The 18,489-nt window shown below is 55.5% G+C and carries 19 protein-coding genes; 7 read left to right on the forward strand and 12 right to left on the reverse strand.

Features of this window, described 5'->3' with window-relative positions; all coding sequences use genetic code 11:
- Positions 1–19: 19 nt before the first annotated feature.
- Positions 20–1,474 (forward strand): xylulokinase, encoded by a 1,455-nt coding sequence (gene xylB / locus N8E88_RS15925; RefSeq protein ID WP_262294517.1) that lies wholly within the window; start codon positions 20–22, stop codon positions 1,472–1,474.
- Entirely contained in the window at positions 1,471–2,781 is a 1,311-nt protein-coding gene (xylA, locus tag N8E88_RS15930) for a xylose isomerase (RefSeq protein WP_262294518.1), read from the forward strand. The genes xylB and xylA overlap by 4 nt, the downstream gene beginning before the upstream one ends.
- A 462-nt stretch (positions 2,782–3,243) precedes the next feature.
- Here xylA and N8E88_RS15935 read toward each other — a convergent pair whose 3' ends face one another.
- Complete coding sequence (locus N8E88_RS15935) at positions 3,244–4,047, reverse strand: SDR family NAD(P)-dependent oxidoreductase (protein ID WP_262294519.1); 804 nt, start codon at positions 4,045–4,047, stop codon at positions 3,244–3,246.
- A gap of 67 nt (positions 4,048–4,114) precedes the next feature.
- Between N8E88_RS15935 and glpK the strand changes: the two genes are divergently transcribed.
- Positions 4,115–5,605, forward strand: coding sequence for a glycerol kinase GlpK (gene glpK / locus N8E88_RS15940; RefSeq protein WP_262294520.1), 1,491 nt, complete (start codon positions 4,115–4,117; stop codon positions 5,603–5,605).
- A gap of 67 nt (positions 5,606–5,672) precedes the next feature.
- Here the strand turns inward: glpK and N8E88_RS15945 are convergent, their stop codons facing one another.
- The 5 genes from N8E88_RS15945 to N8E88_RS15965 all read right to left on the reverse strand — a co-directional run bounded on the left by N8E88_RS15945 (position 5,673) and on the right by N8E88_RS15965 (position 11,094).
- Entirely contained in the window at positions 5,673–5,945 is a 273-nt protein-coding gene (locus N8E88_RS15945; RefSeq protein WP_262294521.1) for a DUF3892 domain-containing protein, read from the reverse strand.
- A 773-nt stretch (positions 5,946–6,718) separates the two neighbouring features.
- Positions 6,719–8,908 carry a transglycosylase domain-containing protein gene (locus tag N8E88_RS15950; protein WP_262294522.1) on the reverse strand — a complete coding sequence of 730 codons (2,190 nt, stop codon included), beginning with the start codon at positions 8,906–8,908 and terminating at the stop codon, positions 6,719–6,721.
- Positions 8,909–9,043: 135 nt separating this feature from the next.
- A complete protein-coding gene (locus N8E88_RS15955) occupies positions 9,044–10,273 on the reverse strand; it encodes a site-specific integrase (RefSeq protein WP_262294523.1) in 1,230 nt (409 codons plus the stop codon).
- Entirely contained in the window at positions 10,252–10,536 is a 285-nt protein-coding gene (locus N8E88_RS15960) for a hypothetical protein (RefSeq protein ID WP_262294524.1), read from the reverse strand. Before N8E88_RS15960 ends, N8E88_RS15955 begins: the two co-directional genes overlap by 22 nt.
- Before the next feature lie 213 nt (positions 10,537–10,749).
- Positions 10,750–11,094 carry a hypothetical protein gene (locus tag N8E88_RS15965; RefSeq protein WP_262294525.1) on the reverse strand — a complete coding sequence of 115 codons (345 nt, stop codon included), beginning with the start codon at positions 11,092–11,094 and terminating at the stop codon, positions 10,750–10,752.
- 345 nt (positions 11,095–11,439) lie between these two features.
- Here N8E88_RS15965 and N8E88_RS15975 point away from each other — a divergent pair, with 345 nt between their 5' ends.
- The 3 genes from N8E88_RS15975 to N8E88_RS15985 all read left to right on the forward strand — a co-directional run bounded on the left by N8E88_RS15975 (position 11,440) and on the right by N8E88_RS15985 (position 12,870).
- Positions 11,440–11,700: a hypothetical protein gene (locus N8E88_RS15975; protein WP_262294527.1), complete on the forward strand. Its 261-nt coding sequence runs from the start codon at positions 11,440–11,442 to the stop codon at positions 11,698–11,700.
- Between the two features lie 85 nt (positions 11,701–11,785).
- The gene (locus N8E88_RS15980) at positions 11,786–12,079 is read left to right on the forward strand and encodes a pyocin activator PrtN family protein (protein ID WP_262294528.1); all 294 of its coding nucleotides are present in this window, start codon (positions 11,786–11,788) and stop codon (positions 12,077–12,079) included.
- Positions 12,080–12,486: 407 nt separating this feature from the next.
- Positions 12,487–12,870, forward strand: coding sequence for a hypothetical protein (locus tag N8E88_RS15985; RefSeq protein ID WP_262294529.1), 384 nt, complete (start codon positions 12,487–12,489; stop codon positions 12,868–12,870).
- A gap of 2 nt (positions 12,871–12,872) precedes the next feature.
- Here N8E88_RS15985 and N8E88_RS15990 read toward each other — a convergent pair whose 3' ends face one another.
- The 4 genes from N8E88_RS15990 to N8E88_RS16005 all read right to left on the reverse strand — a co-directional run bounded on the left by N8E88_RS15990 (position 12,873) and on the right by N8E88_RS16005 (position 15,302).
- The gene (locus tag N8E88_RS15990; protein ID WP_262294530.1) at positions 12,873–13,400 is read right to left on the reverse strand and encodes a hypothetical protein; all 528 of its coding nucleotides are present in this window, start codon (positions 13,398–13,400) and stop codon (positions 12,873–12,875) included.
- Position 13,401: 1 nt separating this feature from the next.
- Complete coding sequence (locus tag N8E88_RS15995; RefSeq protein WP_262294531.1) at positions 13,402–13,827, reverse strand: helix-turn-helix domain-containing protein; 426 nt, start codon at positions 13,825–13,827, stop codon at positions 13,402–13,404.
- Entirely contained in the window at positions 13,827–14,288 is a 462-nt protein-coding gene (locus tag N8E88_RS16000; RefSeq protein WP_262294532.1) for a hypothetical protein, read from the reverse strand. Before N8E88_RS16000 ends, N8E88_RS15995 begins: the two co-directional genes overlap by 1 nt.
- Before the next feature lie 729 nt (positions 14,289–15,017).
- On the reverse strand, positions 15,018–15,302 hold the full coding sequence (locus N8E88_RS16005) for a hypothetical protein (RefSeq protein ID WP_262294533.1): 285 nt from the start codon (positions 15,300–15,302) through the stop codon (positions 15,018–15,020).
- A gap of 412 nt (positions 15,303–15,714) precedes the next feature.
- Between N8E88_RS16005 and N8E88_RS31855 the strand changes: the two genes are divergently transcribed.
- Positions 15,715–15,915 carry an excalibur calcium-binding domain-containing protein gene (locus tag N8E88_RS31855; RefSeq protein WP_410010679.1) on the forward strand — a complete coding sequence of 67 codons (201 nt, stop codon included), beginning with the start codon at positions 15,715–15,717 and terminating at the stop codon, positions 15,913–15,915.
- Here the strand turns inward: N8E88_RS31855 and N8E88_RS16010 are convergent, their stop codons facing one another.
- Both N8E88_RS16010 and N8E88_RS16015 read right to left on the reverse strand, forming a co-directional pair.
- Complete coding sequence (locus N8E88_RS16010) at positions 15,916–17,943, reverse strand: tape measure protein (protein ID WP_262294534.1); 2,028 nt, start codon at positions 17,941–17,943, stop codon at positions 15,916–15,918. It lies immediately after the preceding gene.
- On the reverse strand, positions 17,943–18,137 hold the full coding sequence (locus tag N8E88_RS16015; RefSeq protein ID WP_262294535.1) for a hypothetical protein: 195 nt from the start codon (positions 18,135–18,137) through the stop codon (positions 17,943–17,945). Before N8E88_RS16015 ends, N8E88_RS16010 begins: the two co-directional genes overlap by 1 nt.
- Positions 18,138–18,489: the final 352 nt, after the last annotated feature.

Genomic DNA, 18,489 nt, shown 5'->3' on the forward strand with positions numbered 1-18,489 from the left:
GAATTCAGGAGGAGAATCCATGTATCTTGGCCTTGATTTAGGCACGTCCGGCGTCAAGGCGCTGTTGATCGGTGAAGACCAATCGGTCATCGGATCCGGAACCGGGACGCTCGATATTTCACGACCGCATTCCGGCTGGTCGGAGCAGAATCCCTTGCATTGGGTCAAGGCCACCGAAGACGCAGTTCAGGCGCTCAAGACCACGCACGCAAAAGAGCTTGCTGCAGTCAAAGGTATCGGCTTGTCCGGCCAGATGCATGGCGCAACGCTGCTCGACAGCAATGACCAGGTACTTCGTCCCTGCATCCTGTGGAACGATACCCGCAGCCACAAGGAGGCTGCTGAACTCGACAGAGATCCGAAGTTTCGGGCGTTGAGCGGCAACATTGTTTTTCCAGGATTTACCGCGCCGAAAGTCGTCTGGGTCCAGAACAACGAGCCCGAGATCTTTGCCAAGCTGCGCCGCGTGCTGTTGCCAAAAGACTATCTACGGCTGTGGCTCACGGGCGAGCGTGTGTCGGAAATGTCGGATGCGGCGGGAACGTCATGGCTCGATGTCGGCAAGCGCGCATGGTCGTCGGAGCTTCTCGCCGCAACCGGTCTTGATGTCAGCCATATGCCTTCGCTGGTCGAGGGGACTGAAGTCTCCGGGACTTTGAAGGCCGATATTGCGTCCCGGTGGGGCATGGGCAGCAGTGTCGTGGTTGCGGGCGGAGCGGGAGACAATGCCGCTTCGGCCTGCGGCATGGGGACGGTCGGCGAAGGCCACGCCTTCGTCTCGATTGGAACATCCGGCGTGCTCTTTGCTGCCAATGGCTCATATCTGCCAAATCCCGAGAGCGCGGTTCACACATTCTGCCATGCCCTGCCCGATACCTGGCACCAGATGGGTGTTATCCTGTCGGCGACTGATGCCCTGAATTGGTACGCCGGCATTACATCACGCAAACCTGCCGAACTTACCGAAGAACTGGGCGATGAACTGCGTGCACCTTCCGGCGCAACGTTCCTGCCCTATCTTTCCGGCGAACGGACACCGCTCAACGATTCCGCAATTCGGGGTTCGTTCCAAGGGCTCGAGCATGCCAGCGACCGTGCAGTCCTGACACAGGCGGTGCTGGAGGGCGTTGCGTTTGCGTTTCGTGATTGCCTGAACGCACTTGCGGCGGCGGGCACCAAACTCGATCGTGTAACGGCGGTCGGCGGCGGGTCACGTTCGACCTATTGGCTGAAAACCATCGCAACTGCGCTGAATATCCCCATCGATGTGCCGGCGGATGGCGATTTCGGTGCGGCGTTCGGTGCCGCGCGCCTCGGGTTGATCGCCGCAGAAAAAGCTGACCCACGCACGATTTGCGCCGCGCCTGCAACCGACTACACGATCGAGCCGGAAGCCGACCTCATCGGCGATTTCGACGCGGCGTATAATCGCTACCACAATCTCTACCCAGCATTAAAAGGAGTTCAATCATGAGCAGCGGTTTTTTCGGCGACGTAAAACCAGTCAAGTATGAAGGGCCGGACAGCACCGATCCGCTCGCCTATCGCTTTTACAATCCTGACGAAATCGTTCTTGGCAAACGGCTCGAGGACCACTTGCGATTTGCCGTCGCCTATTGGCACTCGTTCGTCTGGCCAGGCGGCGATCCGTTCGGCGGGCAGACCTTCGAACGTCCCTGGTTCAACGATACGATGGATGGGGCCAAGCTCAAGGCGGACGTGGCATTTGAAATGTTCTCGATCCTTGGCGCGCCCTACTTCTGCTTCCACGATGCCGACGTGCGCCCGGAAGGCGACAGCATCGCGGAAAGCGACAAGCGCCTGCATGAAATCGCCGACTACTTTGCCGGCAAGATGGAAAAGACCGGTACCAAGCTTCTTTGGGGCACCGCCAATCTCTTTTCCAACCGCCGCTACATGTCGGGTGCGGCGACCAATCCTGACCCGGATGTCTTTGCCTATGCCGCCGCGACGGTGAAAACCTGTATCGATGTGACGCAAAAGCTGAAGGGCGAGAACTACGTTCTTTGGGGCGGACGCGAAGGCTACGAAACGCTGCTCAACACCGACATGAAGCGCGAGCTCGACCAGATGGGCCGGTTTCTAAGCCTCGTTGTGGACTACAAGCACAAGATCGGCTTCAAGGGAGCGATCCTGATCGAACCGAAGCCACAGGAGCCAACCAAGCATCAGTATGATTACGATGCGGCGACGGTCTATGGCTTCCTCAAGCGTTTTGGCCTCGAGAAAGAGGTCAAGGTCAATCTGGAACAGGGCCACGCCATCCTCGCCGGGCATTCCTTCGAGCATGAAATCGCCACGGCAGCAGCGCTTGGCATTTTCGGTTCGATCGACATGAACCGCAATGATTACCAGTCCGGCTGGGATACGGATCAGTTCCCGAACAACGTCCCGGAAGTGGCCGTCGCCTATTACGAAATTCTGAAAGCCGGCGGCTTTACTTCCGGCGGCACGAATTTCGATGCCAAGTTGCGTCGCCAGTCGCTCGATCCGCAAGATTTGCTGGTCGCGCATATCGGCGGCATGGACACCTGCGCGCGGGGCCTCAAGGCAGCGGCGAAGATGGTCGAGGACAAGGTTTTGACCGGATTCGTCGATGATCGCTATGCCGGCTGGTCGACGCAGCGTGCGCAGGACATGCTCTCGGGCAAGGTCTCGCTTGAAGAGATCGCAAAGCAGGTCAATGACGGAAACCTGCAGCCGCAGCCCCGCTCCGGTCGCCAGGAATATCTGGAAAACGTCGTCAATCGCTACGTTTGACGCTACTCATGAAAGGAATAAGTTCTCAGCTGAGAACTTATTCCTTTAGCATTTAGCCATGACAGTGAGCGGATTTTCGTCTCGATTAACCCGTTTTTGTTCCAAAATGAGCTATTTTTGAGTGAAATCGGCCTAAACTTATCCCGAATTTCATGGCGAAACCGTGGCTTTTTCGCGGCGTCGCGCCGCAATTGATTGGTGGTTTTCGGTAGCCAATGCCGATTAACTCCATGTGGAGAGGATGAGGATTTTCAAATTGGGCTAATGCGGGATGCGTGACCCATGTGCGTGGTTCGACAAGCTCACCATGAGGGAGGTGGGAGATTGCAGGGCCAGAGATATGAAGCGTGGCGATTAGCGTTGCAGCCCGCCAGCACCCTCATGGTGAGCTTGTCGAACCACGCACATGGGTCACGCCCGCCGCCGTCCCTCCGCACAAAGGGGAGGGCAAGCCTCGGCGCTCTAAACGTGCTGGCCGCCGTTGATATGGATCTCGGAACCCGTCACGTATGATGACGATTCGGTGCACAGGAAGTAGATCGTTTCAGCCACCTCTGCCGTCTTTCCCAGCCGGCGCAATGGTAGATGTTCTATCATTTTGTCGGTGCCGGGAGACAAGATCGCCGTGTCGATTTCACCCGGTGCAATTGCATTGACGCGAATGCCATGAGGCCCGAAGTCTGACGCCATTTCACGTGTGAGAGATGCCAGCGCCGCCTTGGAGGTGGCATAGGCGGTGCCCGCGAAAGGATGGACGCGGCTGCCGGCAATCGATGTCACATTCACCACCGATCCCTGCGCCGCCTCAAGTTCGGCAAAGAGGCCTCGCGCCAGCATGATGGGCGCGAAGAAATTCACCTGAAACACGCTCATCCATGTCTGCATGGGGGTCTCGATGGAATCGAGACGGTCACCCAAACTGTTTTTCGGTGAAATACCGGCATTGTTAACCAGCGCATTGAGCCTGCCGCCCTCCACGGCGAGCCTTTGCCTGATTTCGGACACCGCATGATCGACATCGGCGGGGTTCGCAAGATCGACTTTGATGTGATCGTCAGGACCAGCTGGCCAAGGGCAATTATCGTCGAAGCTCTGGCGAGAACAGGTAATGACGCGCCAACCGGCGCGCGAGAAGCGTTTGACAGTAGCGTGGCCGATACCGCGGCTCGCGCCCGTCAGGACAAGTACCTTGCGTGGTTCTTCGTTGGTCATGGGAATACTCCGTTGCACCAGCAATAGCTTATCGCATTGCAAAATTCGAGGCATATCATGTCGCAACGATTGATCCGCCCGGGCGAAGCCAATATCGTGGCCCGCAGATCAGGGGGGAAGCATGAACGGATATATTCTGGCCATCGACCAGGGCACCACGTCGAGCCGCGCTATTGTCTTCGACAAGAACCGCAAGGTTGCGGGCAAAAGCCAGCAGGAATTCACGCAGATCTATCCGCAATCGGGCTGGGTGGAGCATGATCCGGAAGAGATCTGGCGATCAGTACTCAAGACGTGCGAAGTGGCGATCGAGAACGCCAAGATTGAGGCTGGCGACGTCGCGGTGATCGGCATCACCAATCAGCGTGAGACGGTTGTCGTCTGGGACAAGGAGACCGGCAAACCAATTCACAATGCCATCGTCTGGCAAGACAGGCGAACGGCGTCGCTCTGCCAGAAGCTGAAAAAGCAGGGCCTTGAAAAGACGTTCACGAAGAAGACAGGCCTGCTGCTCGATCCGTATTTTTCCGGCACCAAGCTCTCCTGGATCCTCGACAAGGTGCCCGGTGCACGCAAACGCGCGGCAAACGGTGAACTACTCTTCGGCACGGTCGACAGTTTTCTCATTTGGCGGCTGACCGGCGGCAAGGTGCATGCAACCGACGCTACGAATGCTTCACGCACGTTGATCTTCAACATAGCGACGAATGAATGGGACAATGAGCTCCTCGAGATTCTCCGCATCCCTCGCGCCATGCTGCCGGAGGTAAAAGACTGCGCGGCAAATTATGGTGCTGCCGAAGCTGACATTTTCGGCGCTTCAATTCCCATTCTCGGCGTTGCCGGTGACCAGCACGCTGCAACCATAGGTCAAGCGTGTTTTGAGCCGGGCATGTTCAAATCTACCTATGGAACCGGATGTTTTGCCGTTCTCAACACGGGCAGCGATATGGTGCTGTCGAAGAACCGGCTGCTGACGACAATTGCCTATCGCCTCAATGGCAAGACGACCTATGCACTGGAAGGCTCGATTTTCATTGCCGGCGCCGCCGTGCAGTGGCTGCGGGACGGGCTGAAGATCATCGGCTCGGCGCCCGAAACCGGCAAACTCGCCGACCAGGCCGACCCAAGCCAGAATGTCTATCTTGTTCCTGCATTCGTCGGTCTTGGCGCGCCGCATTGGGATGCCGAGGCGCGGGGCGCTATTTACGGCCTTACCCGCAACACCGGCCCGGCAGAATTTGCCCGCGCTGCCCTGGAATCGGTTGCCTATCAGACGCGGGATCTGCTCGATGCGATGCGCAAGGACTGGAAATCCTCCGGAACGAAGACCGTTCTGCGTGTCGATGGCGGCATGGTCGCTTCCGACTGGACCATGCAACGTCTGGCCGACATTCTCGATGCGCCGGTGGATCGTCCGACGATTCTTGAAACCACAGCACTCGGAGCCGCTTGGCTGGCAGGCTCGAAGGCGGGTATCTGGCCGGGCAAGCGCGATTTCGCCAAGACCTGGGAACGCGACATACGGTTTGTGCCGAAGATGGACGACAAGACGCGAAAGGCGAAAATCGCCGGATGGCGGGTCGCGGTGAAACGCACTTTGACGAGTTAGACCGAGGACTTTTCTCTGACTTCGCCTTTAAGAACGCCCCAGCCGCGAAGCAGGGGCGCTGTAATAGTTAAGGCAGCTCAGGAAGTGACAGCAGGTTGTCGTTTAACTTACCGTCTGCGATCGTTCTCACATAAGGACCGTTTGGTCCGTCGATGACACGAATGTCACCACGATTGCCATTAACGTTCGTAAAGAACGTGTTGGTATTGTTTTCGATCGATGCAATGACAGCCGCTCTTGGCCACTTCCAATTGGCACTGGGATTGCCCAGATGGGTTATTCCCTCGTGGGTGCTGTTGCGATCTTTCTTATTTATTCCTGTGACTAAAACATCAGCCATTTTGGTATTTCCTTATGGTTCCAATTTCTCGCCAGACCATTCAGGCAAGAGATGAGTGTCCGCATATTCAGTCAATTGATTGATCTCACGAGAGGCGGAGAAAACTTGCCGCTGTAAGCATCAAGAACGTGACTTCTCTTGCGAACACTCTTAGAAAAGGAACCAGGCGGCAGCTTTAGCGGGAAGCCGCCCGGTTCGCGTCCAACCCCAACTACTTTTTAGGTGGCTGTGGTTTGACCGTTTCGACTACGTGGGTGCTGGGCTTGTTTCGCGCGGTGGTAACCGTTGTGAAACGCCCAGTGCTTGCGTTACGTCCAATCTTGCTCATCTTCTTTTTCACCTGCCTTCCTATTCTTGGCTGCCAGCAAATCTGGCGCTCCAACATTATCTAGTATCATTACTGGGTGTAAACACTAATTATAGTGTTAGTTGGCCATTTACCCAGCAAACATTTTATCTGTGTGCAGACGATTTTTCCGTTTGGACATGCCTTACCGGTCACCCGCACCTAAGCGCAAGCTTCTACAAACACTCTATAAGCTGGAAAATGGCCGGTTACAGACAACCGGGTCACGCCACCAACGCAACGCCGACTTTAGGAAAGATGACTCGCGTGCAAGCGTCAAGTCATAGTTTTTTACATGATAGTGACCGTAGTATCGCGTGTGTCACATATGTGGATAGTGGGGAGAATTACTTCTCCTCGTGCTCTTCCCACAAGGAGAGGGGCAACGTAGCACCCTTGGCTCCAGCCCAGCCCATCTTGTTCTGCCTCAATTGCCCATGATCAGATCGAACAGCGTCGTCTTGCGGCCCTTGTGACCAACCTCGCCGGGAGGCACGGGGCGGGTTGAGCCGGTTTGATCGCCGAGATCCGCAGGAGGAACCGGGCCGACCGGATCAAGCTGCGCGGAAGGCACGCCCTCGGCGGCTGGCACGGTTGGATCGACCCCGGACGAGGGCAGGATATCGTTGCCGTCATTGACTTGCTGATGCAGCTGATAGTCACCCGGCAACTGCGCCACCGGCACGCCCTTGTGTGCTGCGACCATGAAGTCTTTCCATGCGATGGCTGGCAGGGAACCGCCGGTGATCTTCCTGGTCGGCTTGCCGTCATCATTGCCGAACCAGACGCCGGTCGTCAGGTTCGATGTGTAGCCGATGAACCAGGCATCGCGGAAATTCTGGCTGGTGCCGGTCTTGCCCGCTGCCGGCCAGCCGAATTTGGCTTTCGTCGCCGTCCCCGTATCGACTGTCTGGCGCAGCATGGCATTCATCATGCCGACGTTGCGCGGTTCGATGACACGGTCAGTAGCCGTGTTCTTGTGCTGGTACAGGACCTTGCCTTCATTGGTCGTCACGCGGCGGATGATATAGGGCGGCGCCCTGTAGCCGCCATTGGCAAACGGCACGAAAGAATCGGTCAGTTCGAGAAGCGTGACTTCCGATGTTCCAAGCGCCAGTGAAGCATTTGCCGTGAGATTCGATTGAATGCCGAGGCGATGGGCTGTCGACACGACAGTCGTCGGGCCGACTTCCATCACAAGCTGCGCCGAAACCGAATTCAGCGAGCGCGCCAGCGCTTCGGCCAAGGTGACCTTGCCGAAATATTTGCCGTTGAAGTTACCGGGCGTCCAGTTGCCGATGCGGATCGGCGCGTCATTGCGTACGGATTCCGGCGTGAACCCTTGCTCAAGCGCGGATAGATAGACAAACGGCTTGAACGCCGAGCCCGGTTGACGCTTGGCCTCGCTGGCACGATCGAACTGGCTGTTGGCATAATCATAGCCACCCACCAGCGCCCGTACTGCACCGGTACCATCCACCGAAACCAGCGCGCCCTGCGAGACATTGAGTTTCTCGCCATTTTTGCTGATCAGATCGCGGATTGACGCCTCGCCGAGCTTTTGCAGGCCGAGATCGACAGTCGTATCCACGATCACGTCGCTGCGCACATCGCCGATCAGATCCGGCAATTCTTCAATGACACGATCGGCGACATATTGCTCCGAACCGCTCCAATAGGAAGCGGCGCGGGTCGCCGGCTGTTTCATGGCGAAGTTGAGTTCCTTGTCGCCGATCATGCCCTGTTCGCGCATGGCCGCGAGCACAAGCTGCGACCGTTCACGCGCGGCTTTCGGATCACGCGCAGGCGACAGGCGCGATGGCGCCTTCAACAGCCCGGCAATCAGTGCCGCTTCCGGCAAGGTCACTTCCTTGGCCGATTTGTTGAAATAGCGCCGGGAGGCTGCGGCAACGCCGTAGGAACCTGAACCGAGATAGACCCGGTTCAGATACATTTCGAGAATTTGATCCTTGGTGTATTTCTGCTCGAGCCAGAGGGCGAGCATGACTTCCTGCACCTTGCGTTCGATGGTGCGGTCCGGTGTGAGGAAAAGGTTCTTGGCCAGCTGCTGGGTGATGGTCGAACCGCCCTGAACAAGCCGTCCGGACATGACATTGGCAACCATCGCACGTGTAAATCCGATCGGATCGACGCCGAAATGCGAATAGAACCGGCGATCCTCGATGGCGACGACGGCTTCCGGCAGATAGGGCGACATATCGTGCAGGCTGATCGCCTCGCCGCCCGATGCGCCGCGATTGGCGATCAGATCACCCTCGACCGAAACGATCTTGACGTTGGGCGGACGATCGGGAATGGCCCATGTGGTCGTCTGCGGCATCTTGGCGGCGAAGTAGACGACAGTGCCCGCCAAGGCTATCCCGCCCCAGATGCACAGAACGAACGACCAGTAGACCAGACGGCGCAGCGCACCGAGAAAACCGCCGCTGCTGCGGGCGCGGCGCGATCTGCCACGTTGCGATTTGGCGGGTTTGCGTGCCGTCTTGCGTTTTGCCACAGGCCTGTCCTCCGGATCTGCGCGCAAATCATCGCCCGAACGGCGGCCCGTACCGAACCCGGGTTCAATGCGCTGTCTGCCCTTGTCGCGTGATGCCATTGATGAGAAGTCCCGCCCCGATGAGCCCGAAAAGTTTGAAAGCGCCCCGTTGCAGGGTAAATGCGGCGATTTAAGGTGCGGTTAAAGCCGCCTCAGTTAATTAATGTTAAGGATCAAGGCATTGGAACGGACGCGTTACCGCCCGTTACCGCTGCCGTTACCGCTCTGTTCTCGGCCCTTCAACCGAGCGTCTGCGAAGCGGTCCGCTGCTTCTTCTGTCGCACGATCGTAAACCGCCGATGTCGTGCGCGTTCCACTGTGGCCGGCAACCTTTGCAGCGTCGTCGGTTGTCGCACCAGACGCCCTGCCTTCAGTGATTCCCGAGGCCCTGAGGTCGCGAGCCCACGCCTTTGGATCGATACCGGCGACTTCCCTATCCTCGGCCCATCGGTCTGTAATGGCTCGAGAGTTGTAAGGCAGACCGGTCGTCTCCGAGACGATCATTGGTCCTATGTGCTTGTCGTCGGGCCAGTGCGCCATTTCCTCCAAGACCATAGGCGCCTTCGACAGGGGATATGCGATCGACTTACCAGACGTGTTTGCGGTCTTAGATGGCGTGAACTTCAACAAAAGATTGTCATCAACATGCTCCCATCGCAGACCAAACCATTTCAGTCCAGCCTCCACGTCAAGCACGTCTGAGACGCCACCTGTCTCAATAGGCCACCATTGGCCTGCAGCGTCCCAAAGACGCAAGGTGGTCTCATAGACAAGAGCGTACAGGAGAGCAGAGGATGGCCTGCCAGCGGCGTGCGCTGCTTGTCTGGCGGCAATGGCCTCCGCGGCCGTAAGAACCGTCTCACGACGCTTTGGCTGGGGCAATCCAGAGCGAGCGGTCTTTAGGATTTCACGCAATTGAATGCATCCGTCAAAACGGCGCAGGATGCCATGGCGCACCGCCGCCTCAAGGATGGCTCGGCAAGTCGCTGCTGCCGCAAGGTGCTTGTCTCCATCACTCCAGATTTTGTGCCAACGGATAACGTCGATGCCCATTATGGAATCGACGCGCCGCGGACCAATGTGCTCCTCGAGCTTCGCGATGTAATGCTTATACGGGACAAGAGATCCGGGCTTCAACTTGTGGAAGGCGCTTTCCTCATCCCGTTGATACGTGGAGAACAACGAGCGAAGCGTGCCATCGAAAGCGAGCGGGTCGTGGCGATACCCCGTCCGCCAAAGCAGCATATCCGCCTGAAGTGCGTTGCACTTGGCGACTAACATTTCTGGACTGTCTTGCATGAATGAGAGATTGACGGTCTTTGGACTATAGCCGCGCTTAACATCCGCCTCGTCGGCAACCCAGACGGGTACGTGACCAGATGCGCGCTTCATCCATTTGAGACCTACTGCTTTCGGCCTTTCCATTCGCCCTCCCCTCGGTCAGGCATGCCGCCCGACCCAACTGTGATCCCGAGATAGCTCTGATAAAAAACTCGCACGAGCGGAACGGCGCGTCCGCCGTGAAAGGCGTCGATCTGTGGGAAACCAGGCTTCTCTGATATCGTCGGCAATCGTTCCTTCAGCCAGCGTGGTGCGGCTGCCTTACCTACGATTGCCTCTGCAATCGCCGCATCGCTCGCAAAAAGCGGAAGGCGGGCAAACGGGTCATTGTCATTTTCAGCGCGCATAGCCGCCTCCTCTTCTGGTGTTTAGTTGCTGCCAATCCAGTACGCACACAACCCAACGATGCTGCCAACTGGAATCCAAATACTTCCACTCTCAACTGTTAGCAGATGAAAAAAGACCGGCGCCTTTGGAGAAAGTACGCCGGCCAAGTTGGCTGTGGTGGTTGTGGTGGCTACTATCTTCTGTTCACTGCTATCTCCTCGTGTCGCGGATGGTCAGGCCGCTAGTGCTGCAAGAACAGTTTCGCGCCCGTCGAAACGCACCATGTCGCGGCCGATACTCGCGCCAATCGCTGCAATCTGTGCACCCCATTGTCCGTCATCTGGATTATCAACGAGGATCTTTGCTGCGGCTACTTTGGATTCCACTTCGCGATAGTCGACGCTCGGCGTGTTTACGATCTCGTAGATTACACTGGCGTGCGCATCGAACAAGGCGTTCATGGCTGCATCTGGCATTCCGCACAGATACATTGCGGAGTTGATACTGGCCAAAAGGTTGGTCATTTCGCTAATGGGAAATCTGTCTGGTTCCTGCGATACTGCTACTGCATTGGTCATTGGTGTCTCCGGGTTGCTCTAATTGGGTCGATGTGATACTTTTAGATCAACATAACCTCTATGTCAACACCTTTGGATAAATTTGATACTTATGGATCAGACTTCAGCTATAACTGGGCGCCAGATTGCAGCCGCACGGACACTCTTGGGTATCTCCCAGGCCGAGTTGGCGGTAAGTGCCCGCATCTCGATTCCAACCTTGAAGCGGATGGAAGCAAGCGATGGATACGCTACCGGTATGATCAACAATGTTGCAGCAGTTCGATCGGCCCTCGAGACTGCCGGCATACTTTTCATTGATCCCAATGGGAATGGCCCAGGCGTGCGCCTACGGGATCGTCAGCCATGAGCGCTAGATCACTTAGCTTGGTAGTGATCGGTTTCACCGCAACCCTACTTTTTGGCTGCAACGAAGCAAAGGGCATCTATACGCTATATCGGAGTAGCATGGTTGGCGACGGCATGGGCATTCATGTGGCGACTTTCGACGCTGCCGATGGTGACGCTTACAACCGTGAGAATTGCGATATCGCCACGCATCTGTTCGCCGAACAACCTGGGGTTCAAGTTAAATACTGGTGCGAAAAGGGTCCGTTTCACAAATAAATCGTGCGTTGCGCGGCCCCAAAATACCTGTGAATATAAGTCGACCTATTGGACTATAGGTCAAAGGCGAGCCTACGCTCTGTACATGAAAAATCTTACCTACGATTCAGCCCCTACCCTCAACACTCTATTCTTTCTGATGGCGCAATACGGGCCTATGGCAGTCATTCCGCTGGACCTGATATGCCGTGATTATTTCAGCCACCTTCCTCCCGACAAGTTTCTGCGGAAGGCCAGCCTCGGCGAACTACCCATTCCAATCATACGGATGGAGGCCAGCCAGAAGTGCCATAAAGGCGTGCATATTCTGGACCTCGTCAACTATATCGACTCCAGACGCGAGGCTGCCACCAAGGAATACAAACAAATGCATGGCTAGCGGAATGACCCTACCCACGATTTACACCCTCCACGAAGCGGCCGAAAAGCTGCGTATGAAGCCTAATGCACTAGGCCGTTTGGCCCGCAGACAGGGTCTGTGCTCAGCACATGGCAGAGAGCTTTTCTTCAGCGAGCAGGATCTGACTGATATTTGGGAAGTGATGAGGGTGGCGGCACGAGACAACATAAGGCCGGCACACGTATTCCCGTCTGAAGCGAGACTGATGGAGAAACTTCGGAAACTCACAGAAAAGAAAACACGTCGTACGGTACGCTGAATACAACTTGCATTCCTGCAGACCTGCACGCATAGATTGCATCCATTGGGTTGGGGGAATTCCTATGAAGTTCAAAATGGTGGCGCTAGCTTCTGCGTGCGCTCTGACCGGCTGCATGAGCGCGAACGTGAACATGTATCCAATCCAAGGACCGCTCGCCAAACAAGTGCCGCTACCCACAGTGAAGGCCGTTGCGATGGGCGTAGAGAATAACAGCGGGCCCATCAAGGCCACTCTCGCTGACGGTCAGTTGTGCAATGGCACCTGGTCGTCGGCTGCACCACGAATTGGCGCCGTCACCACAGGATCGCTCTTCAGCCTTTACGGTGGAGCTGTATACGGCTCATCCGTGACAACTGGCATCATGCCAGGCGTCAACAAGGGCCAAGCCTTCATGACTTGCAATAGAGGCACCACGGTAGACGCTGAGTTTTATACGGGAAGCGGAACGGCAAGCGGATATGGAATCGCAAAGGATAGCGCAGGCAACGTTTACAAGATGTTGTTCTAAGCTCAGTTATCGACTTTTTTTCTAGGTGCCGATTTCGCAACCATACGGCCTTTTTCCGCTGGACTCTTGACGGCCGGCTCTTTGTGAACAGGAAGTGGTGGCAGGCTGGTCGCCGCGGCCCAATCTAAAGTGGCGAAGAGACTCCTAAAGTATGGGTAACATGCAAATACAGCTACCCGATTAAGGAAAACCATCGTGGCCTCTTCGTCGCAGTCGACCAAATTATCGTATGTAACTGCGTATTCAGCCTTACAGACAAGGGTTTTTTTCCTGCCGGTTTTAGCAGCGACTTCGAAGCCAATAAACGCCATGGCTACGCAGTCCTCATGTGAGAACTGCTGTCCACCTTTTATAACAACGTATCCAAGACTCCTGTCGGCTTCGTCAGAGAAAAATTCGGGCTTTACGTTAAATTCTACTGACGTCACTTGAACCGCCCTCAGCTGGGCAACTCCCACGACATGACTGTATTTTTCGAGCCGATCCTTTTTTTGGTCTGACGGCCCAGCTATTTCGGACTTTTTTGCCATGCTAAGCTGCTTCGAGTATGAGGTCGTCTGCGTAGTTCTCGTTCGCATATGTTTCTTGTGCGCCCCAAGCTCTGTACGCCTCGCGAGCCTGACAGGCCATAATTGCGAAACCTCTGTCCGCCGTAGCTTCGACCACACGGTTTTCGCGATCGGTGTGACGGCGCCCATACTTTACGAGCTTCGACTGGTAGTCAGCCTTGATATCCAGAACGTGCAATGCGCGCCCGACCAACTTAATCGTAGGGTTGGCTTCGGAAGAGAGGAGTTGGCTAACACGTGCACGCGTTACGCCCAGCAACTCTGCGAGACGAGCCTGCGTGATACCCTTGCTCTTCATGGCATCAAGAATAGCGAACTGAAAATCCATCAAAGCATTTTCTTCTGCCTCGATGAAATCATACTCTGCCCGTTTTGCTACGTTCTTCATCACCCTACCTCTTCTGATTTCTCAGCCGCCTTTTTTATTTTTTTTGGATCGGCTTTATCTTGTTTTTTGCTGGGATCGCACGCTGTTCCTACATACGCTTTCCTGCCTTTATATTGCTTGATGACGCCATATATTCGAAATTGATACGACTTAAACTCATGTATCTGCACCGTGTTCCCAGCGCCGTCTTTCGCGCGGCCCAACGACTTGAACATCTTCTCGCCAAGAGGCTGGCCGTTCGAGAACCTTTCAAAGTACCGAGGAAGCTGCGCTGCAGATCGACGACTAGTCTCGTCCGTACGGTCGAGGAGGGCCTCGTACTCTTCCCTGGCTTCACCAAACAACCAGACATCTGCATGAGACCCGGACGCAACCAGACCTTCGCGGCCGTTGTCGGAAGCGTCTTTTCCAGGCTGTCGCCTATGAGAATGTGCATTGCGATCGCGGCTTCTTCTGTCCATATTTCACTTCAAGAGTTAAGATATGCCTAAACACGAATCAAGAGGTATGGCAATGGTTAACACATCAACTTTTCTTTATTTCGATCGAAACTACCTCAAATAGATTAGATTTGTATTTGCACTATCGCATAAATGTAACAACTTTCCATGAAAGCTTTGAACCATCAACAGAAACTATGTGCTTGAGAAACCATAAGTTTTTGCATCATCGGTTCGCCCCACATCCACACAATGATCACCCCCCCCCGTGCAAATTCAGGGCTCATAGACTAGACGGTGAGCGCCAAACCTCACCGTCATTTTTAATTGAAATCTGTGTATAGGATGAGCCGTAGGCCTTTAGTCCGTATTGCCACTGCCAATTGAAGGGCAGTTTGGAAGCGTCGGCTCCCCCGGGCCGGCAACGCCTGCCAAAGAGGATACCGCTTCTTTTTCACAGCAGGCCCAACGAGGCTCGAACCTCTGGTAATTTGCGTTCTGGAGGATCGGGCCTCACCTTTTGTTAACCATACAGGCGCACGCTTTGCACTGACTATAGTGCCCACTTTGTCGGCACCCGGCCTGCTATCGTTGTTGTGCGTATGTGACAGGCAGGTCGGGATGTTCTATCCAGATTGGGAGATGGTGCCCGTAATGCGTAAGAATGACATGACCCGCTTATCTGTGTTCGACTTAATTTTCATTGTTTCGGCCGTCGCCTCTTTGTCGGTTCTCTGCTGGTTCTTCCCGTCATAGCCGCGCCGCCTCGGTAAAGAACTGATCAACCTGCTCTTCCGTAAACCCGAGCGCGTCAAACCCGAGCACCAGCATTTCATCTGTCCGGACGAATGAACCCGATTCTTCGAAGGCTATTTGGACAAGCTCCGGCTGAGAGGCGATCCAAGTCTCCACCTGCGCACTCAAACCCGAAATGGCGAGTTGCATCTTGAATTGTCTACGAGAGACGGTAGAGGGCACTGATGCGCGTGCCTTATCTTCCGCCGTGATCAGTTTCGACCAATCTATGTTATTCACTTTCGGGCTCCTCCGATGGAATTGCTACCGCCCCGTCGGGCGCGTTCAGTATCGGTTCCGGGAATGCGACGATTGGCGAAGGGTTAGGCCCGTGAGGAAGGAGCAACGTAGTCGGCTTCCCATTGGGCGTGCGCAGGACACGGCTTCTCGGCCGCCGTTTTCACGTCGTTGTTCATGTTGGATTCCTTGATTTTTCAGCCGATCGATTCAAATTCGAGAGAGTTTGAGCGGCAAGTTTTTACAGTTCGGTGGTGAAATCGCGCGTGGGGAGTACGTGCCAATGTCGCCGTGGAAAAAGAGTTCAGCAGAGATTGTCGAGTTCAACTCGGTGCGGTATCGGCGCAAGGTCAGGTCGTACTACGATAGGGTGCGATCAGTACTTAGCTTCGCGTTCAAGCTCTGTGTATTAGCAATGGCTGGCATCGGGCTATATATTGCGAGTTCGTTCGAACCTCCCGAGTATTCTAGCGCAAGCAGCCTGATTACCCGGCCATCATACGTTCCGCGGACCTGCAGGACGGCCCAACCTTCCGCACGTCGTGGTCAGCCAGGTTATTTTGCGCACCTCGATCGCGATAAGGATGGCATTTCCTGCGAGCCCCGGCCGAGGTAGCTATCTCAACTTCACATTCGATTGATTGGCCTTGCGAACGGTGGCAACGATGGTCGCAGGAAGCTCTCGCCTCATCTGTGCGAGTGCCTGTTCGGTTCGTGCCACGGCTTCTACGGAGGCGCCGCGGTTGTCGATTGTGGGATTAAAGTTCACCACGACACTCTGGCCACCGCCGCTTACGCCTCGCAGTGGCGGCATGCTCGGGGCGGTCAGTCGATGGTTCGGGATGATTTGCGCACCTTTCGGCACATTCATGAGTTCGGGGCCCTTTTCTCCCACCCATGCTAGGCCGCCAGGTGCATTGTTCGTGCCACCTGCAAACCCCATAATTTTGCCGAGGCCCGAGAAGATGTTGCCGAAAGAGCCGCCAGCGTCATTTCCGGATGCTGGTTTGAACAGTGAATCAAAAGCCTGATTGAGCAGCATGTCTCCAAGCTTCTTCGCCAGATCTGACAATGCGTCGCCAAGACTTTTCGCACCTGTAATCGCGTCGATCGCACCGCTTTTGAATGTATCGTAAAACTCGCCAGCAGCTTGCTCTGACTTATCTTGCGCATCCTGAACTTTGCGGAGCTCATTGGCCTGGTTGGCATACGCGGCCGACACCTCGTCGATTTTAGCCTTCTGATCGTCGGACAACTTGATGTTCTCGAGGTCCGTCTGGCCTTTTCTACGGGCCTCTTCGCGAAGGTCAGCCAGAGCGGACTGCTCTAGGTCAAGTGCCATGCGTCGGCGTTCTTGTGCCTCGTAGCCTTTGCCCACCATGGCTGTTTCTTCGGCTAAAGCGGCAGTTCGGTCCTTCGTGGCCTGTATGTCGTCGTTGAATCTACTGTCTGCAGTCTTCTTTACCGCTGGTGCGCCTTTCGCCTTTGTGGCCTTCGCGGGCACCTTATAATCCGCCAACGACACAGGGCGGATTGGTTTTCCGCCTGTTACGTCGAGCGTGGTGCCTGGTTTGTCCTCAGTCGCAGTAGCGCCAAACGCATCATTAATGCGCTGTTGAATCTGACGGTCAGAACGATACGGCGTGGCGCCAAGCGATCGGCCTACCTCGTCAAGGCCCGTGGCAGCACCGAACGCAGCGGACATCTCAAGGGCAGCTGTAGTGACAGCGCTGACCCACCCATGAAGTTTTTCCAAGGGCCCGACGAGCGAATTGATGATGTTGCCGGACTCTTTCATAGCTCTGGCCATCCTGTCGATGGTTTGTGCTAGAAGGACCGCTGCATCCGAATTGTTATCGAACTGGCGGGCGGTATCGATCAGGATATTCTGAAGACGAGTAAAACCCTGCGAAACCGTTAGCTGCGAACCGCCGACCTTATCTTGCAGTGTGCTGGCGCCTGCCTCGAATGCACGGAAGAACGCTTTGGACGACACCTTCCCATCCTTCACCAGGCGGGTTAGCGCCGAGACCGAGCCGCCAGCTTCCTTGAGACCGGCCGCTGTTGCCTGCAGGAGGGGCTGGGCGCCATCCAGCAAGGAATTGTACTCCTCTGCTTGAACAACGCCATTGCCGAGTGCCTGGGACAATTGCAGGAGTGCGCCACTAGCTTCTTGCGCCGAGGTACCGCCAACGCGCAACGACAGTGCAACGTTGTCTGTGAACTTGAGCAACTCCTGCTGACTCACGCCCAAATCCGTGGCGGACTGCGAGGCGCGTCCGTACAGTGTTACTAGATCCTCGATCGGCGCGGCGTTCTTCTGCGCGCTGGCGAACAGACTGTCATACACAACGTTAAGCTGCTCACCAGATTGGCCGGCAACCTTAAGGGCGTTGGAAATACGCGTCGACGTATCAATAAGCGACTGAGCACCCTTCAGTGCGCCAGCCGCTGCAAACGCTCCAGCAAAACCCTTGCCTGCAGAGGCAAAGGACGCCGACAAGTTGCTGTTCATCTTTTTAGCTCGCGCCTCGACTGCACGCATTTGTTTGTTCGAGATGCCGTTCGCGCGATTCATCGCGTTTTCGAATTTTTTGATATCGGCCGATAACGAAACGACGAGAGCTTGAAGGTCCTGAGCCATTACTGCTCGCCTCGCGGTGCGGCCCATGCCAACAAGAAGCATGTTGCATCGGCCTTACGGCCAGTGTCTGCACCCCACAGCGCAAGCGCCTGAGTGATAAACGCATCCGCAACGGTAGTTGGCTCGATATCGCCGGCAACAAGTCGATCGATGAGACGGTGGGCACCGCGTGTTGCGGTTTCAAATTGAGTCATGGATTTCTTCTTCTCCATATGAAAGGCCCGCTCGATGGCGGGCAAAGATGGTTAATAATTGGAGCTAGGTCCAAGTGACTAAATCGTAGTGTTTGCTCTGTTGGTAACGGAGTGTTAAGGATTGTTACGTCCGCAAAAGCGGCACGCCTATGTTGAAAATACTTGTATCGTCATCGATACACTTCAAATTCAAAGGAAAGCATGTGCCAGACCCAGAACACGGCCTCATCGGCCGCGGACAAACAGTATTAATGGCGATTCTACTAGTTGGCGTATTAACTCTATCTTGGAGTGTGGGCGCATGGTTGGCCCCGACCAATGACGATACTGCCATTGAAACTTACGCCTCTGA

This window comes from Phyllobacterium zundukense (assembly GCF_025452195.1).
Taxonomy (GTDB): domain Bacteria; phylum Pseudomonadota; class Alphaproteobacteria; order Rhizobiales; family Rhizobiaceae; genus Phyllobacterium; species Phyllobacterium zundukense_A.

Coding starts and splice junctions, on each gene's coding strand:
- N8E88_RS15960 (WP_262294524.1), bottom strand. CDS start 10,536: ATGCGCGCTGAAAATGACAATGACCCGTTTGCCCGCCTTCCGCTTTTT.
- N8E88_RS15965 (WP_262294525.1), bottom strand. CDS start 11,094: ATGACCAATGCAGTAGCAGTATCGCAGGAACCAGACAGATTTCCCATT.
- N8E88_RS15945 (WP_262294521.1), bottom strand. CDS start 5,945: ATGGCTGATGTTTTAGTCACAGGAATAAATAAGAAAGATCGCAACAGC.
- N8E88_RS31855 (WP_410010679.1), top strand. CDS start 15,715: ATGGCTGGCATCGGGCTATATATTGCGAGTTCGTTCGAACCTCCCGAG.
- N8E88_RS15995 (WP_262294531.1), bottom strand. CDS start 13,827: ATGAAGAACGTAGCAAAACGGGCAGAGTATGATTTCATCGAGGCAGAA.
- N8E88_RS15990 (WP_262294530.1), bottom strand. CDS start 13,400: ATGGCAAAAAAGTCCGAAATAGCTGGGCCGTCAGACCAAAAAAAGGAT.
- xylA (WP_262294518.1), top strand. CDS start 1,471: ATGAGCAGCGGTTTTTTCGGCGACGTAAAACCAGTCAAGTATGAAGGG.
- N8E88_RS16015 (WP_262294535.1), bottom strand. CDS start 18,137: ATGACTCAATTTGAAACCGCAACACGCGGTGCCCACCGTCTCATCGAT.
- N8E88_RS15975 (WP_262294527.1), top strand. CDS start 11,440: ATGAGCGCTAGATCACTTAGCTTGGTAGTGATCGGTTTCACCGCAACC.
- N8E88_RS15980 (WP_262294528.1), top strand. CDS start 11,786: ATGAAAAATCTTACCTACGATTCAGCCCCTACCCTCAACACTCTATTC.
- N8E88_RS15955 (WP_262294523.1), bottom strand. CDS start 10,273: ATGGAAAGGCCGAAAGCAGTAGGTCTCAAATGGATGAAGCGCGCATCT.
- N8E88_RS16000 (WP_262294532.1), bottom strand. CDS start 14,288: ATGGACAGAAGAAGCCGCGATCGCAATGCACATTCTCATAGGCGACAG.
- N8E88_RS15935 (WP_262294519.1), bottom strand. CDS start 4,047: ATGCCTCGAATTTTGCAATGCGATAAGCTATTGCTGGTGCAACGGAGT.
- N8E88_RS15950 (WP_262294522.1), bottom strand. CDS start 8,908: ATGGCATCACGCGACAAGGGCAGACAGCGCATTGAACCCGGGTTCGGT.
- N8E88_RS16010 (WP_262294534.1), bottom strand. CDS start 17,943: ATGGCTCAGGACCTTCAAGCTCTCGTCGTTTCGTTATCGGCCGATATC.
- xylB (WP_262294517.1), top strand. CDS start 20: ATGTATCTTGGCCTTGATTTAGGCACGTCCGGCGTCAAGGCGCTGTTG.
- glpK (WP_262294520.1), top strand. CDS start 4,115: ATGAACGGATATATTCTGGCCATCGACCAGGGCACCACGTCGAGCCGC.